A 21,878-nucleotide genomic window follows, 5' to 3' on the forward strand; every position below is an offset into this window, starting at 1 on the left:
GAGGTGCTCTCTCAATTTTAACAGATGCCCTGTATTGAATTGATTATTTATGAATGCTAGTAACCAGCCGCGTGCCCATCCTTTCTGCTTTCAGATGCTCCGATGTATATTTTGTTTACTTTGTCATACATGATAGCCTGATATCCACCATACCCCCTGACACTGTGTCCAACCCGGTGTCCTTTTTTTGACAATTCAAGAATAGTTTTATAATCAAACCCACCTTCCAGGGTGACATATCCCCCATCATCCATAAGGCTTCCCTCGGGACTGGAGGAGCCTGAATGCTTAGCCCGTGGTGCATCGCCAGCTTCCTGTAAATTCATTCCAAAATCAATCATATTTATTAATATTTGTACATGACCCTGTGGTTGAAAAGCGCCACCCATCACGCCAAAGCTCATGAATGGTTCACCATCTTTAGTAACAAAACCTGGAATAATGGTATGAAAAGGTCTTTTATGAGGAGCGTAAGTATTATAATGTCCCTCTTCAAGATTAAATGAAGTTCCTCTGTTTTGAAGGCTAAAGCCAAGCCCATCAGGAACAATGCCTCCTCCCATTCCAGAATAATTACTCTGTATCAGAGAGACCATATTACCTTCCTTGTCAGCTACACTGAGGTAAATCGTATTACTACCTTCCTGCATCAAACCAGGCTTATATTCCCGGCTTGCGCTAGCACCATCAATTAAGCTTCTTCTTGACTCGGCATACTCCTTGGAAATTAGTTCCTCTAAGGGAATGCTGTTGAAATCAGGATCTGCATAGTAGGTAGCCCTGTCTTCATAGGCCAGTTTTTTTGCCTCAATCAAATGATGAAGGTACTCACTGCTTCCAAACCCCATTGCTTGTAAGTCATAGCCTTCCAGTATATTTAACATCTGTAGCACAGCTGTACCCTGACCATTAGGTGGGAGTTCCCATACGTCATATCCACGGTAATTGGCAGAAATGGGCTCTACCCAATCAGAATAATGATCTGCCAGATCTTTTTCAGAAATAAACCCACCTTCTCTTTGTACAGTAGCAGCAATAGTCTTGGCTAGATCACCTTTGTAAAATTCATCCCGTCCTTTATTGGCAATTATTGAAAGGGTTGAAGCTAGGTCGGGGTTCTTAAAAACTTCTCCTTTCTTTGGAGCACGGCCATTGGGCATAAACGTTTTTTTGAACCCATCATACCTTTGAAGTGACCGAGCATATCCCTCCCAAAGAAAAGCGATTACCTCAGTTACAGGGTAACCCTCTTCAGCATAAGTGATAGCAGGCTGAAGTAATTCTTTCATGGGCATACTTCCAAACCTGGAATTCAACTCATACCAACCATCTACACAACCTGGAACTGATACAGCCAATGCCCCACTTCCCGGTATTCTTTCAATATCATAATTGCTAAAGTATTCAAGCGTTAACTCATAGGGAGACCTACCACTGCCATTCAACCCATATAGTTTTTGAGTCTTTTGATCCCATACAATAGCAAAAATATCTCCCCCAATCCCACTGCCTGTGGGTTCTACCACGCCTAAAACAGCATTAGCAGCAATTGCAGCATCTACTGCATTCCCACCATTTTTTAGAATATCCAAGGCTACCGTAGTGGCTAAAGGTTGACTGGTTGCTGCCATTCCATTACGTGCCATTACTTCAGAGCGTGTTGCAAAAGGTGCACCCGTATACCTGGATTGGCATTTTCCTATATACGGATTAAGCGTCAATATGAAAATAACTAAGCAAAAACGTAATTTATAGTATTGCATAAAGCTTAAATAAGATAGTTGATAATGAAGGGTAGTGGCTCCTGTTTATTGAGCCACTAAAAGTGTTAATGTTCAAAAAGTATATGAGCACTATTGCTCATCCCACCATACATGGGTATTGATATCATCTCTTCCCTGCCTTTGCACTGCTTGCGTATAATTTTCATTGTTAGTTACCTGTTGATCAGTGGGGTAGCGGAAACGAACGGGTATTAAATCATCATTATTATTCACCAGAGATGGTTCTAAGGTTGGGTAACCGGTTCTTTTCCACTCGTACCACCCTTGTAAATCGGTAAAAAACAAGGCAATCCATTTTTGCTGCCCAATAAGTTCATCGGCTTGCGCTTCGTTATAAGCAACTCCTCCAGTTTGAAGATATGCTTCAATATCAAATACATTTTCTACATCAAAGCTTTGGTAATAGTCAAAAGAAGCACGAATACCTTCATTATAGTAAGCTTCTGCATCTCCACTTATCCACCACTTATGTGCAGCCTCAGCTAAATTAAAATTCAGTTCAGCAAAGGTCAAAATCAGTCCGTCAGCCGGTGCGGCTACCTGTTGGTCTATATAATATATAGTGCCAAACTGTGAGACTTTACTATCTATATCACTGCCCAGGTTCTCATCTGTCTCACCATTTCGCACTCCCTGCCATTCTAATTCCCCTGTACCAGCTTCAAACGCTTGTTGAGACTCTACGGTAGGTTGTGCCATCACTTTTAAGCGTGGGTCTTGCAAATCAATAAGTACATCAGCTAAGGTTTTACTCAATCTGCGATCTAAGAAATGACCTGAGCGGTAGGCAGCTAAAGGGAAATAATTGGGTGAAGTTATATACTCTAAAGCAGCCTGATCTTCATTGGATGACATTAAAGGATATTGCTCAGGAGCACTTAGCATGCTTTGTAGTTCCGTCGAAGGATCAACACGATTAGATTGTCTAATCAAAAGCCTCACTCTTAATGCATTCCCAAATTTTTTCCATTTCATGATATCACCCCCGTAGAGGATATCATTAGAAATTGGGCTTCCATTCGTAGCAAGTAAAGTATTAGCTTCTTCCAGATCATTGATCATTCCCTGATATATTGCTTCCTGGGTGCTGTAAGCGGGAAAATAAATCCTACCGCTTTTACCCTGTAAGGCTTCGGCAAAGGGTAAATCCCCATAGGCATCGGTAAGTCTGGAGAAAATCAAGGTTTTCCAGATTAAAGCGATTCCCATGTAATTTTCATGGCCTCTTTCTTCAGCAATTTCATATAGATTATTAACATCTCTCAAAGTATTAAATCCATCGTTCCAGGTTCCAAAAGAATTCCAAATGTAACGGTCTACATTGGGTTCTCTGATTTCAGTAGCATACTGTGCGGCTACGTTGCCAATACTGAAAGCATCATTAACCATATTGTTGACAGTACTTCTGATGATGTTTACCATCAGAAGGTCAGGCCCCACATCTTCAGGATTATTAGGATTCACTGCCAATTCTTTAAAGTCCTTTTCGCAGGATAAGAGAGTTAGAGAGAAAAAGGCAGTAAGAAAAACTATATATAGCTTATTCATTTTATAGCGATTTAGAGTGAAAAACTAAGGTTAAAACCATAACTTCTTACTGAAGGAAGAGACATGGATTCTACCCCTGGTAAAATAGTGCCATCATGTAAAGAGCTTGTATCAGGGTCAATATGAGGCACATTGGACCATAGAAATAGATTTCTTCCTACCAGGGAAAGATTGATGTTTCTAAAGGGAGTATTGTTTACTAAAAAATCCGGTAGTGTATACCCTAGCTTCAGTTCCCTTAGCTTTACGTAGGAAGCATCAAATGTAGCTTGTTCCGGGTTAAAATATCCTGATCCCCAGTAACGTTCGGCAGTTACATTTACATCATTGGGAACATAATTTCCTGCTTCATTCATCATCACCCCTTCACCAACATAGCCTTCCTCTCTACCGGGCAATGACTCAGCCAGTTGACCTGCTTCATTTCCTCGCACATAGAAGTAAGAATAAATATCCCCCCCTTGTCTGATATCAAACAAAGCTCCTAGGGAAAAGCCTTTGTAGGTAAAGGTATTATAAATACCGGCCATCCAATCAGGATTGTAATTACCCACTTTGATCAGTTCATCTGTTAACTGAGGGATTCCATTGATGTGAATTATATTACCTTCCGTATCCCTTTGAAACCCTCTACCATACATATCTCCCATCTGCTCCCCTACCCGTGCCTGTACTGAAACATAGCGACTCGGCAGTTCATAAGTATCTATTCCTTCAGCAAGTTCTACTACTTCACTTCTATTTTTTGACCAATTAAGATTGATATCCCAGTTTAATCCTTCAGGATTTGAGAGTGGTGAAAGCGAAAGCATCACCTCCACTCCTTGATTTTTGATCTCTCCGGCATTAAGTGACCTTCTGGTATAGGCCGAGGTCAGATCTATAGGAATACTTAGTATCTGGTTTTTACTTCTGATATCATAATAGGTGAGATCCATACCGATGCGATTATTCATAAACCTCAGGTCAGTACCTATTTCAAAAGTGTTGATAGACTCAGGTACCAGATCAGCATTAGCAATCGTAGAAGATTCATACACCGTAGGACTTCCATCCCAGGGTGTACCATAAGTATATACATTGCGTAAACGATAGGGATCGGTATCATTACCCACCTGTGCCCATCCTGCTCTGAGTTTGGCGAAGGATAAAACGCTGCTGGAGGGTATGTTCAGCATATCCGTCATGATAGCACTTATGGATGCTGAAGGGTAGAAATATGAGTTATTATCTTCAGGTAAGGTGCTGGACCAGTCATTCCTGGCAGTGAGGTCCAAGAAAAGCATCTCTTTATATCCAAACTGCCCAAATGCATACAAGCTGTTGATTCTGTATTCTGAATCATATTGAATATTTTCCAGAGGCACTCTGGAATTACCCAGATTGTAAATTCCCGGGATATTCAGTTCGTTGGCTCTGGCACTTAACTCTTCCCTGACTTGCTTCATCTGATTACCCCCTAACGATATTTTCATAGAAAAATCAGGACTTGTAGTATTTTCATAAGTAAGTAGAAAGTCAGAGTTACTTTCCTTAAAGTTATTGTTGTCCTGTCTGTACATACCAAACCTATATGCATTACTTCCCGGCGTTCTGCGGCTGTCTCTTCTCTCGACCAAAAGATCTAATCCTGAACGTAGCATCAAACTAAGTTGGTCTGTGATCTGGTAATTCAGCATGATATTACCCATGAGTCTTTCCCGGTCTAAGCTGTTTAGGTTCTCATATACTGTGTAATATGGATTATCGTTAAAGCGGTAGTTATAGGTAAAGGGCTGAACGCCTTCCAGTCCTTTTACCCAGTAATCCCTCATTTTGTCTGTTCTCACTTGTCTTCCTTCCCATATCCAGGTATACACAATACTTTCATTGCCATAGCTTATCACGGGGCGATTATCGCTTACGGTATTGATGTAGTTGGCCGTTACATTTGCTGTAATTCTGTCTGAAAGATTATATCCAACATTTAGCGATACATTGTTTCTGGTTTGGTCAGTGTTGGGTACGATGCCGATTTGATCAAGATTAGAATAAGAAAATCTAAAATTCCCCTGATCGCTACTACCAGCTATGGAGATGTTGTTATTGAGTGTCCTGCCTGTCTCAAAGAATTCTTTATAGTTATCCGGATAAGGCACCCAATCTACCATTTCACCTTCAGCGGGTGGCCATTCAGTGTTCACGGGCACTGCCATTTGCCTGCCGTCAAGAGGAGGCCCCCAGCTTCTACCACCATCCCCAATATTATAAACCCCTCCTCTGCCTTGACCATATTCATTCTGAAAATCAGGCATTTTGAGTGGGGTTTCAAACGTAATATTGGAATTGACCGATACGCCTATTCCCTGAGCCCCTTTACCTGATTTAGTAGTAATCAGGATAACTCCGTTGGCAGCTCTTGAACCATACAGAGCAGCAGCATTAGGACCTTTCAAAACTGAAATACTGGCAATGTCATCAGGATTAATGGCAGCTGCGGCATTTCCAAAATCAATCTCCTGACCACTTTGTGATGAACCCTTAATACCATTGGTAATGGGCACTCCATCTACAACAAATAAAGGTTGATTGTCACCTGTGAGAGAGGTTTCTCCTCTGATGACTATTCTAGAAGAACCTCCGATTGAGCTACTTCCATTGGTGACATTCACTCCGGCAATCCTTCCTGCAAGTGAACTTACAAGGTTTGTTTCCCTGGCTTGTACCAGTTTCTCTCCCTTCACCTCCTGAACTGCATACCCAAGTGCCTTAGTTTCTCTTTTCACTCCAAGAGCGGTTACCACGACTTCTCCTAGTTGGGTAGCATCCTGGTTTAGACTAATATTGATATTAGTCTGATTAGCTATTTCTTTTTCCACTCTTCTATAACCAACAAATGAAAAGAGCAGGGCTTGAGCATCCTCACTCACACTCAATTGATAGTTCCCTTCTATATCGGTTATGGTTCCCTGGTTTGTGTCTTTTACCAGCACATTTACCCCAGGAAGGGGCTGCTGGTTAGTATCGGTTACTCTGCCTTTTATTACCCTGTTCTGAGCCATCAAGTTAATTTGGAAAAAGGTCAGAAATAGAAGGGCTAGCATACGGAGCGTTTTTATGCACACCGTACTTCTTTTGCATTGTAAATGCTTACTCATAGGTCTAAGGTTTATAAAAATGGATTCAATAATGCTGATAGATAACCCGTAAAAATTGTGAATTAAGGCCGCTGAATTGGAATGGACGATTAGAAGGGATTTACCTGAAGGTATGCGGTCCTTATTTTCTATTAACTTCTGCGAAGGTAAAAAACATATGTTTACTGAAATTCAACCACACTTTATGATTATGTTAAAAAGGGATTAATAAAAACAACAGTAGTTTAATATTAGTAAACATTTTCTTTTACTATGAAAGCAGAATAAGCGCTAAATCAAGTTATATCAATTAGTTCAGGTTTTTTTTAAGGTTAAATATTCTTAACCATTTGTTTTTGATATAGGGCGCTGATTGGAATATTATTTGTGGAAAAGTATAAAGGATGTGCAATCGTGTGGGTTACATATATTTCTGGCGCTCTTTTTTCAGGTATTGTGCAGAAAATCAACCTTTTTCTGCTTTTTCAAAAAGTGCTTATATGCGCTTCAAAACCAATATTTGTTTTTACCCCATTGTGCAATAACTCGGTTTGAAATCAAAGGACCATAAGCTGCTTATTAAGCATACTTTTCATACATTCCAGATCTATCCTTTGTAAATCGCCATTGCAAGTGAAATGAATAACTAAATCAGATACTACTACTCTATGTTTATTGGATATGTCCGCCCATTGCATGGTGCGTCTCTATTGTGGATCAAGGCTTGAATTTACAGAATGACGCATTAGAAAAATCTGGGTGCGACCACTTCTTTGAAGATTTCCCGGAGCCACAGCCGAACGCTCTGGCCTGGCAAAACTGAAAGAACAACTTAGGTCAGGAGATACTTTGGTAGTATAGAGATTGGATTGGTCCGTCATGGAATGATGGGTAGGAACTTACGAAATCTGATTGAGTAGGTCACCTGGTTGGAAAGTGAAGGCATTGCTTGTAAAAGTTTGCAGTAACCTATTGACACTACGGGGTCGCCCAGACTACTTCCGGAGGCAAGCTCATTTTTCAGGGGACGCATAGGCTGTTTCTGATAAATGGTTTTTGAAGTATCGCCGGACGAAAGCTAGCTTGACCATTGCTAAGAAATTGACGGTTAGTTTATCGTAGCGTGTAGCAATCCGGCGGTATTCTTTCAGATATCCAATGGACTGCTCTACGCTGGTCCGCTCTTTATAGATAACTTTATTGAAGCGAGCTCGCGGTCCCTTTTTTCGTCGTTTGGTTCCTGGACATTGTTTCTTTCCGGGTATCATCGCTTTGATATCTCTTTCTTCTAGATAGTTCAACCAGTAAATAAGATCTTTGAGAGAACGACCTAGATGATCTAATCTCCCTGCCACTAATGAATCACCTTCCTTTTATAGATCTTTAACCTTCTCCAGGACTGGGCGCAGATCAACAGAACTGCTAATAGTATCTTCTATGATTTTTTCATAACCCAGCATTCTTAAGCACATCTTGCTTTAGGTTTAAATTTTGGTCAATAGTTGAAACTCAGGCGTAACCTATTTTCATAATATCATAGTTAATAAACCCTAATTTAAAGGATTTACCTTTACTTAGATATTTTTGGAAATGTTTAAATCAACTGATGGGAATAAAACAGAGAACAACATGTTATTTCAGAAAAAACATGAACACTAACACACATTGCCTCATTGTAATACAACAAAAATTATCAGAAATGGTCATGGCGCTCATACTGGAAAACAGAAATTTATCTGCAATATATGTAGGGCATATTTCGTGGAGCATGGCCAGGATTGGTACATTGAGTAAGAGGAACGAAAATGATTGACCGACAACTTTTAGAAAAAATCTTTTTAACTGTTCCACAGCGGGAGATATTTGCCGTGTTATGCAAGTAAGGCTGACTTGGCTCATAAACTATGTTAACGAAAAGTACAGCAATCTGGCCAAGGATATGTAATAGAGTTATTCAAATAAGTACAGGCATAAAAAAGGCCGTTTATACGTACGTATGGGCCTCTACAAGCCGAGGGGGGAGTGCCCCCCACATGTGGACGTTTGTGAAAAGTCGGTTGAATAAAGTAAGGTTATCAGTTTCAATGCGAGAATCTTAATGGAAGCTAATTCACAAAAGATTTTGTCTTTTCATCTGGGCGGTCTCTTAGGATGAAAGAAGTGCCAGAGCAGTACTTAAAAAGGTGTCATTTTATATTAGAAAACACGCTCTACTTTGTTCCGATGCCTGGAAAGCATACCAGAAAGTCACAAATCCGGAAAGACATATTTTCCATGATAATAAAAGCCTTACAAACAAACTGGAAGCTTTTAATAATTTCATGAGGCAGCGTTGTTCTAGATTAGTTAGAAAGACAAAGGCTCTTTCAAAAAAAGTAAAATCATGAAGGAGCAATTCGTAACTTAATACAACATTATAATCAGTCTTTATCGGTAAAATTATAACACTACCGATTCACTCATATCTTTATATCAAGGGTTATATAAAAATTTCTACCAGGGGAAGGAATGATCCCAGGTCCGGGATAACCAGTAGCTCTACGGGTAAAGTACATATTATCCGTTAGGTTATTGATGCCAGTTTCTATTTGCGCAAATTTATAATTATACCTAATGGAAAGGTCTACAACATCATATGCCGGAATAATACCATCTACGCCACTGGCAACGCTCTTCGTATTTGTGGCTTCCGAGAATTGTTCTTCCACAAAAGTATACTGTAAACTACCAGAAAAATTCTTGTACCCATAAGTTATTCCTGCTTTGAGATTTACAGGTGGTACTAACTCCACTTTTTTATCTCTGAAAGCAGACTCCTGCGAGGCAATATATCTTCCCTGAATCATAGCTCCATTCAGAAATACTGACAGTTCTGAAGGTGATTCCTCACCAAAAATTAAGGATCCGGCTTTAAACTCAGTATAAGATTCTATTCCCAGCGTATAAGCATCAGATACATTGGTGCGGTAGCGGAAAGCCCTCTCACCGAAGAATGGGTCTATCTCTTTCATCCAGATGGCTCCGATTCTGTTATTGTAACGCAGGTAAAAAAGACTCCAGTCGAAGGTGAGTAATTGTTTGACAGTACCCCGTATTCCCAAATCAGCGTTAAAGCCCTTTTCATCCTCTAGCTGTTCATCCACCTTAAGATTGGGATTGTTGACCCTCAAATCATTAAAATTGATGGCACGGTAATTTTGTGAAATATTACCATACACCTCTATGTCATCAGATGGTTTGTAGCTTACCCCTACCCCGGCTAATAGGAAACTCCGAGCCCTGGCCCTTTGCTCGTAAATGGTTGTATCAAAAATCACGTTACCCGCTAAATCTTGTAGCATCTGACGATAATACCCCTCGCTTTGGGTATTTATATACTCCGCCCTGAGTCCGGGAGTGATGCTCCATTGAGAGCTAATATTGAAAATGTTTTCGGCAAAAAAAGCAATATTACGGGAAGGAAAAGTAAAGTCAGAGTCCTCCAGCTGTTCAGGGTGCAGAAATTCAAAAGTAGGCTCATCGCTATTGTTGCCTTCACCCTGTCTTTTCTGGGTATTGCCTTCAAAATAGCGCAGGCCAAAAGCCAGTGCTTGAGGTTTATTGGCCAGTTGATAGCGGTGAAGGACTCTTAATTCACTGCCAAAGTTCTGGTAGTCATCCCAAAGCAGATTGCGGTTCATATCAGGCTGATCTGCTACTGTAACACTCTGTAAGTTGCCCAGAGCTTTCCTTGAACCTATCAGACTATAGGTTTTTAGGTTAAACTTGGTATTGGCATTCAGCTGATATTCCAGTACGATGGCGGGAATATTCCAGTTGATCTGAAACCAGTTTCTTTCCCTGACCGATTGGCGAGGATTCTGCTCAAACATGTAGTCTGTTAGACCTCCCGGCTGCTGTGCCAGGTAGTCCATGTGGGTATATTCAAAACACAAAAACCAACGCTCTGTCAGATTGATGTTGAAGTCCGTGAAAATAGTATTGGCTTCAAACTGTTCATTTTCCCGCCAGCCATTACCTTGTTTACGTTGGTAAAACACCAGGTAATCTGCCTTTTCAGTATGTCCGGTCACGCTATTATAAGAGGAGAATAAGCCAAAAGACCCTACAGTATTGCGGGTTTGAAAGGTGAATGGATCACCTTCTGGTGCTCTTTTAAAAAAGGAAGTTGATCATCCCACCAAACTGGGTGCCGTATTGTAATGAAGCGGCCCCTCTCACTACTTCAATCTTTTCCAGGGATTCCATAGGAGGCGTGTAGTAACTTTCAGGATAACCCAGGGGATCAGCGGCTATATCATAACCATTCTGCCGGGTATTGAAATTGGACGTCCGATTTGGATTGAGACCACGGCCACCAATGCCCAGTTGCAGCCCTGCCGCATCACTTTCCCAAACATTGAGTCCAGGAACATTGGCGAACACCTGCCGGGCATTATTGGTAGCGAGGTTAGCATTCAGTTTTTCAAGCCTGATAACTTCATTTTTCTTGGCCTCATAGATCAGCGTACCTTCTACCGAGTTTAGGCGACTGATACTAAATGCTTCCTCTCTTTTTCCACTGGTTTCAACTTCATCCAGGTAAATTTCCAGTGGCTTAAGTTCAAAGTTTATTTTCTCAACTTCTTCCGCAGCTAGCTTAACTTCAAGTTGAGGCCCCTGTAACTCCAGATAAAAAGATGCTAACGTATAGTTACCTGGCTTGACTTCCAGCGAATACCGACCTGATTCTGTAGTAAACGTCCGGTAAGCCGTATTGACCAAAAAGACTTCCGCACCACTCACAGGCTTGCCACTGGATGCTTCTGTTACTACGCCTTTTATAATGGCATTTTGAGCCTGGGCAAATTGCAAACCAAAGACCAGACAAGTAATTAGGGCAAGTTGATAACTCAGCTTATTCATTCGTTCAGGGGTAAAATCCACCATTTATGCTGCCAGCTTCTGGGCTCAGAAGCCAGATTTACGTTTTCGTCAATAAATTTTTTGCTGCTTCTTCCGTTCAGGCCTACATAAGCTTTGGCATAGACTTCGGCTTGTTCTACCCCCCTCTCTTGCATCTTTTCTGAAAGATAATGTGCAAACTGAAGGATCATGTCCGGTTGTGTGCTCATCATTTTTTCCTGAACAGGGGTAAGAAATTCGGAGGGGGATATTTCCATACTACCTTCCTTCCCTCTTTCTTTTACCTTAAAAGTCACATAACCCGCTTTTTCCATCAGCATCACTCTCCAGGAAAAACGGTAGCCCTGTTCTGTCCAGAAAAGATTTCCGGGGTACAGCATGAATCGCCAGGGCAGTAGTATTTGCATTACAAAATGAAATATTAATACGCTCAAGAACCAGGAAGGCCTTACAGATTTTTTCGGCTGCTCAGTGCTTGTAAAAGCCGGCAAAAGCAGTAGCTGCCTTACTTTTTTCCAAAGGCTAATATGAAAGCGCTCTGAAAAGAAGATTAAAGTACAGCCAATCATGATGAAAGGAAACATTCCAATCTGGAAAAGTACGGCTGTCAGCACATGAAAGGCAATGACAGTGGCATAAGCCCAAAGCCTGCTACGCTTCCAACTCAGCAAAAAAGCAATGCTTAAATCGTATATGGCTCCGAACCAGCTAAAGGCAAAAGCTACCCATCGGTAGTCAAACAGCCAACCGATCAGCGGTAGATGAGACTTAGAAGGGAGCCAAATTTTCAGGGGCATAGCTCTAATTAGCCAGTCATGGTTGAGTTTGGCAATACCGGCGTAGAAATAAACCAGCCCTAATTGCAGACAAATAATATCAATAGTCCAGGCAGGAACTTTCAGGCACTTGATATGTGGATTTCTACAGGCATCAATTGATATCGCCCGATGAGCGGGAAGGAAGATCAGCAGAAATCCAACAATACTGATAAAATAGTAATGGTTGAGGTAGTTGGTTTTATCAAGCAACTCTACATAGGTAAAGCTTAGAAAGAAAATGATAGAACTGATACGATAAAATGCACCCAGCAAAATTCCTAAGGCAGAAAGACCCATCACCATAAAAAGCAAGTACATGCCATCGGCACTTAGAGGCTTTATCCAGTCTACAAAACTAAAAAAAAAGCTAGGTTGAATGTATTGTGTATAAATCCATCCGTTGACGGAAAAACGGATAATAGAATAAAGCATGACTGCTCCAAAGATTACTCTAAAGGTGATCAGAGGAGCAATATGCTTTTCTTTGTGTAAATATTCTTTAATAAAATTAGTCACCATCATTATCCTGGAAAGTGATCAGTACGCCAAGGGCGGAAGTCATATCCACTTTAATCAGGGCTACCAAACGCTGAATTTCCAGATAAGCCTGGTCTACTGCCTCTTTCTCCTCATTTACTGCTTCTGCTAAAGGTAAGCTCACCTCACTAGTAGCGCCTATACCATCATTCAACTGATTGATGATGGCATCAGAGAGGGGGGCTCCTTGGTAGGTAGCATCTAATGCGTCAAGATAATCCTCCATCCCAGACTGATTCTGCTTGTTTTGATAGGTGGTTCCTGTAAAAATCTCATGAAAAGCCTGTAGACCTGCTTCTATAAAAGCTAAAGATTTTCCGCTATAAAGAGCTTCTACATTCTCAGGACGTGTTACACCCAAAGATTTCTTACCTGCCGGAATACCTACTTTTCCGTTTTTAATGATGATGTCATATTCGTAATTAAGTTCATTGACCAGTAATCCGGTAGAACTTCCTACCTCAGTACCCAGATTGCTCACAAACTCAGCTCTGTACTCCTGCCATCTCTGGTTAACAGTAGTGCTCAACTCCTTGATTTGAGTAGATAAGTTCTGAAGATAAGCTTTACGGGCAGCTGCCAAGTTGGCATCCGCATAATAAGTTAAGATCTCACCTTGTGTTTCTCCTACACCAAATAGCAGATAATCCAGCGCAGGAAAACCTTTGGCGGCAGCATTGCTGGCGGCATCCAAATCATAATCTCCTTGCTGAATATTGGCAGTGATTTTTTCCGTATCAGTAGGAAAGATGTTCACCTGATTACGCAGATTAACCTCCATTGCCGGACCAAATTCAAAGTAAGCTACGTACTGCCAAACTTTCCAGGCATCTAACAGGGCAGATTGGACATTCTCAAGCGTGCCTGCGGAGGGACTGTCTGAAAACCCAATGATTGCTTCATCCATCTGGTTTACTTTGACAGTAAATTCAGCATAGGCAGGAATAATTAGACCATCAGCCATATTGACCAACATGGCTTCCCGGTCGAAATTCACCTTATCACCTACCGGGTCAGTATCATCACAGGCACTGAAAAAAGTTAAAAGGAGTACAAAGTAAATTTTATGAGTTTGCATCGTCTACAGATCGTTTTGGATACTTTCCATTTCATAGAGCTCCGCTAGAAGGTCTTTGGCACCATTCAAATCAGCAGTGCTAACCTCATAAAAGTTATTACCCAATAGCTGCTGTATTTCTTCAATTTGATCCAGGCTGATTCGTCTGTCGGGATTGTATTTAAGGCTTTGCACAAAAGCCCAGGCCTCGGAAAGGGCATGATTTCTTAAAGCATCATCTGCAAAATTATTGAGCGCACTATTGATATAATGGATAGCTGTTCCTGCTGAGATCATTTCCCATTTATTGCGGATGCTGTTGACCATTTCGTACTTGGTATCCATATCCCCGTTGACAATGGCAGCACGGCCTTTGATAAAGTCATTCATGATGGTATTGGTCTCCAGCAGATCATTTCTGTCGTTACCATACTTACCCCAGAACCGGGCATCTTCGGTATTGGAAGGGAAATCCTGAGGAACCCCCAGATAGCCAAATGCCTCGTCCCAATGGTGCTGCATGGCAGTGCCTTCACCTTCGGTAATTTCGGTATTGTCAACTGCTGGCCCAATTTTTTCTTCACTGAAATACACAGCAGTAGCCTGGTAGTAAAAAACTGCCCCCATCAGTCCTTTTTCTATCACCTGGGTATATTCTACACCATTTTCATCCATCAGGTATTTTTTACTGCCGTCATTGGAGCTAACTACTCCTGCTACGCCATTACTCCCTTCCTGTGTAGCTGTGCTGGCTTCAGCCAGAGCTTCCATAAAGCCTTCAAACATGGACCGGTCAAGCTCAAAAGTTTTACTTTTCAAATCTTTTGAAGCAGTATTTAGCCCAGAATTCTCAAATGGGTTATTGAGATTCGCATACATATTTTTGAGTTTTTGTGCATCCAGAACGGCGCCTTCGTTACCGGTCTTCATATAGGTAGTCATCTCGGCCATCATATCAAGACGAGTAGTCTGTCCACTATAGTTTACATTTTCAAAGTTGTAGGTTTCAGGTAGACTGTAAGAAACATCTTCTCCATCATCTTCACAGGATGCCATTAAACATAAGCCAGCTATTATGAACCAGTATTTCAGTGCGTTTTTCATCTCAAATCAAGTTGTTTGCTCTAAAAGTTAAGTGTTTATTTAGACTAGTTCTAAACGAAGGCAAAATTAACCCTTAGTCTGATGATTCCAAACCCACGCTTAAAAAAGCACGAAAACTATATGCAAAAGGACTTTTAAATAACTTAGGTTGATGTGTCTTATCCTGATTTAAAAAAGTCCTTTTCGCCCCATTTACATTATCTTTCTACTCACACCTTAATAATTTTGATGGGTTAGCCAATGATGCTTTGACAGTTTGAAAACTCGCTGTAATGAGGACGATAAGCACAACTATTGCTACCGGTATCAGGATCAACCACCAGGCCAAAGATATACGTAGCAGAAAGTTTGTTAACCATTGGCTTAGGCCCTAATAAGAAACAGGCAAAGCAATTATGCTACAAATGAATATTAACTTCATATAATCGCTGGAAAGCAGTAGTAATAAACTTTGAACAGCTCCTGCTCATCACAATACGGATGGAAATAGATATTTTAAGAGTTAATAATGGAAAATGATACCTTTACACATATCTACTGAATTTAACTTACAGCTAAAAAATTTAAATTTCCGTAACTGGAAAACCATCATATACTTCAAACTTACTTGACTAAATATGATCAATCCTCTGTATTTTAAGCTAGTCTTCCTGCTGCTTTTTACACTTAGTACCCCAACAGTATCTTATGCGCAATTACCTACCAAGGGATTATGTGCTCACAGGGGCGCTATGGATACGCATCCAGAAAATACCCTTCCGGCCTTTCAGGCTGCCATTGATGCCGGTGCCCACATGATAGAATTTGATGTTTGGCTTACGAGTGATGGACAAATGGTAGTGATACACGACGCAACGGTAGACCGTACTACTGACGGTAGTGGCAAAGTAGCAAACTTAAGCCTGGAAGAAATCAAGAAGCTGGACGCGGGCAGTTGGAAAGCGCCCGAATTTAGCGGAGTACGAATTCCAACACTTGAAGAAACCCTCTCTATTTTGCCTTATAATATCTGGCTCAATATCCATATTAAAGCAGAAGGAAAACTCCCCTTAATGATCGCTAAAACGATAAAGGAAAAAAACCGCATGCATCAGTCTTTTCTGGCCTGCAGTGAATCGGCAGCCTCGGCAGTGAAAGAAGTGTATCCTGAGATGCGCTGGTGCAATATGGATCGTAGAAATACCACTGAAAAATATGTAGATCAAACTATCCGGCATAATGCTGACTTTCTGCAATTTCCTAAAACTGGTCCTGCGATCACCGCTCAGCATATTGAAAAGTTAAAATCTCATGGTGTCAGTATCAATTATTATAAAGCGGACACCATAGAAGAAGTAAACAAACTCTTACAGATGGGAGTAGATTTTCCATTGGTCAATAATATCGTGGAGTACATGCAGCATGCAAATGAATTTGGGCTTAGGTCAGTAGAGCCTCTCTTCTCCCATGAGTGAAGCACGATTAACAGAAATAAACGAGGTTTAAGTCATCATCTACAGTCAGGTCTATTGATTTAAACTCAGAAAAATGCTATTGTTAAGCTGTGAAATTGTGGACCTTCATGGCACGATAACCTGTTAAAGTTTTCCATGATTCCACAACCATTTTTTGCTGCTACTGCGATGAGATAAGCAGATCAAAAGCAACGAACAGCATAGTCGCTGGCGAGTCCATCGGCCATAGCATGGTGGCTATGCCTAATATTAGGGTTTGTGTTTTTTATATTTCCTTGCCGGGTTTTTCCCAACTAAGGGTTTTTATCATCCATAATTTGATGATAGTTAACAGAAAGGATAACGGTTATTGAATAATAAATATCATTTCCAAAATTCAAAAGTACGCTGTATTTGTTACCCTTTAAAAAGTAATGTATCGAGTCACAGGGTTTGACTTTATCAATAAAATATTTTTTCATCTTAACACTTTTACTCAAGCTTACCCTCCAACTCGGGAACTAAACATATATCAAAATAAGCTCAACGCTATATGTATTTAATGTCTAATATCAGCTAAAATTTTCTCTGATTGAGGGAGGTATTCTATAAGCCGGAGATTTCCATTATTAATTGCAAAGAGTAGCGCCTTTTTTCCATTAGCCAAAGTGATAAACTTTATTTGTTTCACTTCTCCTCTGACAAACAACCCACTCTTCGCCGGAGAAATTGCTTCCATACCATCTTCACAACTTTTGAGTACCAAGCCTATGCCCGCATCATTTCTGGGCGTTTCTACTTCTGAAGGATAGAGATTTCCAGCAGTTATAAACTCCGGGAACGTATCCTCTTCAAAGGGAATAGCTTCAAAATCGTTGATGGAAGATAACTGAAAATGTGCTGGTAATGGGTGTTGGGAGTAAGTTCCATCGGTTTCTTTTCTCAGCCAGATGTGGTCAAACCTGTCAACTTCATAGGTAAGTGCCTGATCCAGCATACGTGCTCCGTAGATTTCTTCCAGGCTGGCATTAGCAAAGTCTTCGTAGGTAGTGAACCTTTTACTGATGGCTGGTACCTGCTGAGAAGAACACTCTCTCCCCCTGAGTGGCACCTTTTTATTGTCTTTTTCATAGCTCAGGACAATATCAGTGCTGCCATTTTCATCAAAGTCATGGGCATAAACAGTAAAAGGAGCATCTGGCTTAGTTTTATACTTGTAGTTCAGGCCAAGATTCCCCAGCAGATAGTCCATCTGCCCATCCTGATCCAGATCAGCTTTTTCTATAGTAAACCACCAGCCTCGCGTATTTTCCAGGCCAAGATGCTGACTCACATCTGTAAAGTGGCCTTTATCATTTTGTAAGAAGCGTACGGGCATCCATTCCCCGGCGACTATCAGATCAGGCTGCTGATCCCCGTTAAAATCATCCCAAAGGGCAGTGCTTACCAGGCCAAAATCTTTAAGAAAAGGAGCTACTTCTTCAGTCACATCTACAAAACGGAGCTTATGATCACGTCCACCTTCATTTCGTAAAATCTTACTGCTAGCCGGGTAAGGGTACTTTCCGGGAACAAGCCGCCCCCCTATAAAAAGATCTAAATCTCCATCCTGATCATAGTCTGCTACTTCTACTACTTTACCACTAATGCCAAACTGAGGTAGTGCCTCCATGTGCTTTACAAAGCCCTCAGTGGTATTGATATACAAGCGATCTTGATAATATGCATCAGCTTTATTGACATCATTACCCCCACTTACCACGCAGAGGTCTATATCTCCGTCCTGATCGGCGTCAAATAGCAAAGCACCAGTATCTTCCTGGTCCTTGTCATTTTGCCAGGGTCCTGGCATTTCTTCAAACCTGGCACTTGAAGTTTGCAGGTACATGGCAGCAGATTGACCTGAAGCATTTCCTATAAAAAAATCTTCCAGCCCATCATTATTCACATCCCCAACGGCCAGTCCGGGCCCTTGCTGTGAGTTTTTATGAGGGAGCAATGGCTCAATTGCAAAGTCATCATACTCATCTTCCCGGTGAATGAAGTTCAGGTCTGACGCCTCGCTAATATCTACGAAATGAGATGGTTGATTAGTTTTTTTGCTTTTCTGCGCATGATCGGCTACATCATAATTGAGCCTTAGTAACTGATTGGCTTGTACGTTCTCCAATAGTTGTGTCTTACCATCCGGCCAAATTATTTCTACCCTATCTAGCTGTTCTACCTGACCCAGGCCAAAGTGTAAAACTGGCTCTACGCTAGACTGAAAACCTCTGGAAAGGGTAAGCTCCTGAGTTTGTTCTTGCCCTTGATAATTTACTTTGATTCGACTGCCTATGCCGAGAGGGTTAGTCACTGAACCATTCAAATGAAAGCGAATATAGTTCTGGCTGGCATTGGTTTGATTGAGAAATACGGAAGATGGTTCATTCAGATTGTTAACCACCACGTCCAGATCACCATCATTATCCAGATCAGCATAGGCGATACCATTGGAAAACCCCTGATGGTTGAGCTTCCAACTTTCTCCTACATTAGCAAAAGCAAACTCATTCTTCTCTCCATGCTGATTCCTGAAAGCATAGTTTTCAATAGGATGGCTGGGTAACAAATGATAATCCAGATTGAGCTTATCTCCAAAAAAGCTACCATCTTCTATCTGTAGGTTCGCATCATTGTCATTTACGTCGCGCTTCATCCCATTGGTAATGATGATGTCTTTCCAGCCATCATTATCCAGGTCTGCAAATAGCGCCCCCCAACTCCAGTCCGTTGCAGCCACCCCTGTCTTACGAGCTATGTTACTGAAGAATGGGGTGTTGTCTGCAAAAACTCCATTATTTAGCTGCAGGCTGTTCTGCATGTATTGGTAGTGCATGCCCAATTCTACTGCCTGATAGAAAGATTCCGGGCTCATACTTGCCATATTGGTTTTAGCTCGTTTGTAATCTTCCGGCGTCATGTCTACCTGTAAAATATCCAGCAAACCATCATTGTTAAAATCAGCGGCATCAGCACCCATGCCAAACATAGAGGTCTGATTGCTAGCCTCCCGCAGTACTTCTTTGAAAGTCCCGTTTTGCTGATTGAGATAGAGATAGTCGGGCACATTGAAGTCATTGGAGAGGTACAAATCCTGCCATCCATCATTGTTAAGGTCCGCTGCTATTATGCCCAGCGTAAGCCCGTAATTTTGAACGCCTGCCTTAGCGCTCACATCTTTAAACTTACTATTACCCAGATTTTTATAGAGATGACCAGAGTCTTTCCAGTCGTTTCTGTCCATCAGCTCTTTATAGTAGAGGTTTCCCTGGCTCACCTGCACCAGCGGATAGTTGGCTACGAAAATATCCAGCAAACCATCACCATCGTAGTCTAAAGTAGTCGCATGAATTGAAGGGCTTGCATCATCCAGTCCGTAGGCTTCTGCTGATTCAGTAAAGCCAGGGTATTTAGCTTGAGCCACTTCCTCTTCACTAAGCCCATTGTTAATGTAAAGCTGGTTTTTGGTAGTGCCGTACTTTCCGGAGACACACACATATATATCCAGCCAGCCATCATGATTAATATCCAGCATGCTGGCACCGGTATACCAGCGATCATCACCACTTACCCCAGCCTCGGCACTGATGTCAATAAACTCAGGCCCCTGCTTACTTTGGCTACCGGTATTGAGATAAAGCTTGTTTTCTACCATATTGCCTGTTAAATATATATCGGCAAAGCCATCGTTGTTAACATCGCCTATAGCCACCCCGCCACCCATGTACAGGTAGGGAAAGCTGAAATAGTTGAGCGTGTCATTCTCTACAATTTCATTTGTAAAGTTGATGGACGTCTGGCTAACAGATAATGCCTCAAAAGTAGTAGGCGCATTATCCACCTGCTCCCGCTCTAGACACGAAATGCAGAGAGAAAGACAAAGTAAAAGGTGTAAACAGTATCTCATGCTAGCTCATCATTTTTTAGCTAAACCAACAGAAGGGCTAAATGCCCTCCTGATGTCAATTTTCTAATTATATCCCGGATTATGTTTAAGGTTAGAGTTATTATTTAACTCATTTTGAGGTAAATCCAGGTACTCCCTCCCCGGCTGGTACAAGCCCGTGCCCCCACTTTCTGATTTGATGCCGGGCGTGTCCACAATTTTCTCCTTCACCATATCCCAACGCAGCAGGTCGTAGTATCTTACTCTCTCCAATGCCAGTTCTTTCACCCTTTCATCACGTATGTCCTGAATGCTCATACTCATATCCAGAGGGGGCATGTTGACACGACTCCGCACCTGATTTACCGCATCTACAGCTTCTTGTGTGGCGCTGCCACCATTCGCCATCATTTCAGCCTCAGCAAACATAAGCAGTACATCGGCATAGCGAATTAGTCTTAAGTTGGCAGAAGATTGCTGAAAGTTTGCGGTAGAGAAGCCCTGATCAATCTCCAGATATTTTTTGCCGAACACTCGCTCATCTCCCGGAAATACTTCCTGAAAAGTTTTGCCATCGTAAATAGTTGCTGCAAGTGTGTCTCCTTCGTAAACCGTTATTTCTTCTGTATCCCAAAACAGCGTAATAAATGCACGCGGATCAATCTGACCATCAACTGTTCTTTCGTCCAGAAACAGGTCTAGTACCCAGTTGTTGATACGCATACCATCCTGACCAGTGAATGCTGGAGGTGGAGCTATATCTGGTGTAAATGAGTTGGTACGTCCTATTCCGGCAGCATCGCCTCCCCAGCCCCGGTTTTCGTCAGCGATAAATTGCACCTCAAAAAGCGACTCCTGGTTATTTTCTGTAAATGCACTAAAATTATCAGCATAATCTACTACCAGACTGTATTGAGAGGAAGATATTATCTTTTGAAACTCCATACTAGCCTGATCATATTCTTCGGTAAACAGATATGCTTTTCCTAAAAGGGCCGTAGCTGAACCTGTGGTAGCTCTACCCAGATTGCCACCATCCCAGGACTCTGGTAGTAGCGACTGTGCCTGCTTTAAGTCGGCAATTACCTGCTCCCAAACCTGCTCCGGAGAAGCTTGTGATACCGTAGATGACTCCTCAATAGATGTTACGGGTTCGGTAATCAAGGGCACATTTAACCAGTTTTTGAGCAGTTCAAAATAGTTATACGCTCTCAGGAAGTAAGCCTCTCCCAGTATGTTGTTTTTTAACCCCTCGTCCATTTCAATCTCCGGCACATTAGCTAGCACCTCGTTCGTACGGGAAATGCTTTTCCAGATAGCACTCCACACCCACAGTACGGCATTCTGGTCGGATGTACCGGCAAACCTACCCGGATTGGTACGGTCAGAGGTAGCAAAACCGTTAACGATATCATCCCGGTAGTCTGATACAAAGATGTGCATGCGGCTATAGTACCAGATATCGGTAAAGGGGCTGTAGGCTCCTATGATACCTTTGGTAGCATCTTCTGCATTACGCCAGAACGTACTTGGTGTAAGGGCGTTAGGATTTGTTTGCTCTAAGAGCTCTTCGTTGCAGCTGACAGTAGCGGCTAGCAGAGCGGTTAAGGTCAGGCTTGCGATTTTTTTATATATAGAAAATTTCATG

16 protein-coding genes are annotated in these 21,878 nt (G+C 41.7%); 3 read left to right on the forward strand and 13 right to left on the reverse strand.

Annotated elements, in window-relative coordinates:
* Positions 1-56: 56 nt before the first annotated feature.
* The 5 genes from ggt to OKW21_RS14745 all read right to left on the reverse strand — a co-directional run bounded on the left by ggt (position 57) and on the right by OKW21_RS14745 (position 7,749).
* Complete coding sequence (ggt, locus tag OKW21_RS14725; protein ID WP_277480395.1) at positions 57-1,646, reverse strand: gamma-glutamyltransferase; 1,590 nt, start codon at positions 1,644-1,646, stop codon at positions 57-59.
* A 207-nt stretch (positions 1,647-1,853) separates the two neighbouring features.
* Complete coding sequence (locus tag OKW21_RS14730; RefSeq protein WP_277480396.1) at positions 1,854-3,332, reverse strand: SusD/RagB family nutrient-binding outer membrane lipoprotein; 1,479 nt, start codon at positions 3,330-3,332, stop codon at positions 1,854-1,856.
* An 11-nt stretch (positions 3,333-3,343) separates the two neighbouring features.
* A complete protein-coding gene (locus tag OKW21_RS14735; RefSeq protein ID WP_277480397.1) occupies positions 3,344-6,415 on the reverse strand; it encodes a SusC/RagA family TonB-linked outer membrane protein in 3,072 nt (1,023 codons plus the stop codon).
* 740 nt (positions 6,416-7,155) lie between these two features.
* On the reverse strand, positions 7,156-7,329 hold the full coding sequence (locus tag OKW21_RS14740; RefSeq protein ID WP_277480399.1) for a hypothetical protein: 174 nt from the start codon (positions 7,327-7,329) through the stop codon (positions 7,156-7,158).
* 132 nt (positions 7,330-7,461) lie between these two features.
* Positions 7,462-7,749, reverse strand: a complete 288-nt coding sequence (locus OKW21_RS14745) for a transposase (protein ID WP_277480400.1) — start codon at positions 7,747-7,749, stop codon at positions 7,462-7,464.
* Positions 7,750-8,096: 347 nt separating this feature from the next.
* On the opposite strand from OKW21_RS14745, the gene OKW21_RS14750 reads away from it, so the two are divergent.
* Together OKW21_RS14750 and OKW21_RS32720 are read left to right on the forward strand one after the other, a co-directional pair.
* Positions 8,097-8,261 (forward strand): hypothetical protein, encoded by a 165-nt coding sequence (locus tag OKW21_RS14750; protein WP_277480401.1) that lies wholly within the window; start codon positions 8,097-8,099, stop codon positions 8,259-8,261.
* 370 nt (positions 8,262-8,631) lie between these two features.
* Positions 8,632-8,835: an IS1 family transposase gene (locus OKW21_RS32720; RefSeq protein WP_420870107.1), complete on the forward strand. Its 204-nt coding sequence runs from the start codon at positions 8,632-8,634 to the stop codon at positions 8,833-8,835.
* A 72-nt stretch (positions 8,836-8,907) separates the two neighbouring features.
* Here OKW21_RS32720 and OKW21_RS14755 read toward each other — a convergent pair whose 3' ends face one another.
* The 6 genes from OKW21_RS14755 to OKW21_RS14780 form a co-directional block, all read right to left on the reverse strand.
* Positions 8,908-10,521 (reverse strand): TonB-dependent receptor family protein, encoded by a 1,614-nt coding sequence (locus tag OKW21_RS14755; RefSeq protein WP_277480403.1) that lies wholly within the window; start codon positions 10,519-10,521, stop codon positions 8,908-8,910.
* An 82-nt stretch (positions 10,522-10,603) separates the two neighbouring features.
* Positions 10,604-11,353 carry a carboxypeptidase-like regulatory domain-containing protein gene (locus OKW21_RS14760; protein WP_277480404.1) on the reverse strand — a complete coding sequence of 250 codons (750 nt, stop codon included), beginning with the start codon at positions 11,351-11,353 and terminating at the stop codon, positions 10,604-10,606.
* Entirely contained in the window at positions 11,350-12,693 is a 1,344-nt protein-coding gene (locus OKW21_RS14765) for an HTTM domain-containing protein (protein WP_277480405.1), read from the reverse strand. Before OKW21_RS14765 ends, OKW21_RS14760 begins: the two co-directional genes overlap by 4 nt.
* Positions 12,680-13,786 carry an imelysin family protein gene (locus OKW21_RS14770; protein WP_277480406.1) on the reverse strand — a complete coding sequence of 369 codons (1,107 nt, stop codon included), beginning with the start codon at positions 13,784-13,786 and terminating at the stop codon, positions 12,680-12,682. Before OKW21_RS14770 ends, OKW21_RS14765 begins: the two co-directional genes overlap by 14 nt.
* A gap of 3 nt (positions 13,787-13,789) precedes the next feature.
* Positions 13,790-14,869, reverse strand: a complete 1,080-nt coding sequence (locus OKW21_RS14775) for a DUF4856 domain-containing protein (RefSeq protein ID WP_277480407.1) — start codon at positions 14,867-14,869, stop codon at positions 13,790-13,792.
* 233 nt (positions 14,870-15,102) lie between these two features.
* Positions 15,103-15,228 carry a hypothetical protein gene (locus OKW21_RS14780; protein ID WP_277480409.1) on the reverse strand — a complete coding sequence of 42 codons (126 nt, stop codon included), beginning with the start codon at positions 15,226-15,228 and terminating at the stop codon, positions 15,103-15,105.
* 258 nt (positions 15,229-15,486) lie between these two features.
* On the opposite strand from OKW21_RS14780, the gene OKW21_RS14785 reads away from it, so the two are divergent.
* Complete coding sequence (locus tag OKW21_RS14785; protein ID WP_277480410.1) at positions 15,487-16,323, forward strand: glycerophosphodiester phosphodiesterase; 837 nt, start codon at positions 15,487-15,489, stop codon at positions 16,321-16,323.
* A gap of 538 nt (positions 16,324-16,861) precedes the next feature.
* Here OKW21_RS14785 and OKW21_RS14790 read toward each other — a convergent pair.
* Together OKW21_RS14790 and OKW21_RS14795 are read right to left on the reverse strand one after the other, a co-directional pair.
* A complete protein-coding gene (locus OKW21_RS14790) occupies positions 16,862-20,251 on the reverse strand; it encodes a VCBS repeat-containing protein (RefSeq protein ID WP_277480411.1) in 3,390 nt (1,129 codons plus the stop codon).
* 63 nt (positions 20,252-20,314) lie between these two features.
* Positions 20,315-21,877, reverse strand: a complete 1,563-nt coding sequence (locus OKW21_RS14795; RefSeq protein WP_277480412.1) for a RagB/SusD family nutrient uptake outer membrane protein — start codon at positions 21,875-21,877, stop codon at positions 20,315-20,317.
* Position 21,878 lies beyond the last annotated feature (1 nt).

It is taken from the genome of Catalinimonas alkaloidigena (genome assembly GCF_029504655.1).
GTDB lineage: Bacteria > Bacteroidota > Bacteroidia > Cytophagales > Cyclobacteriaceae > Catalinimonas > Catalinimonas alkaloidigena.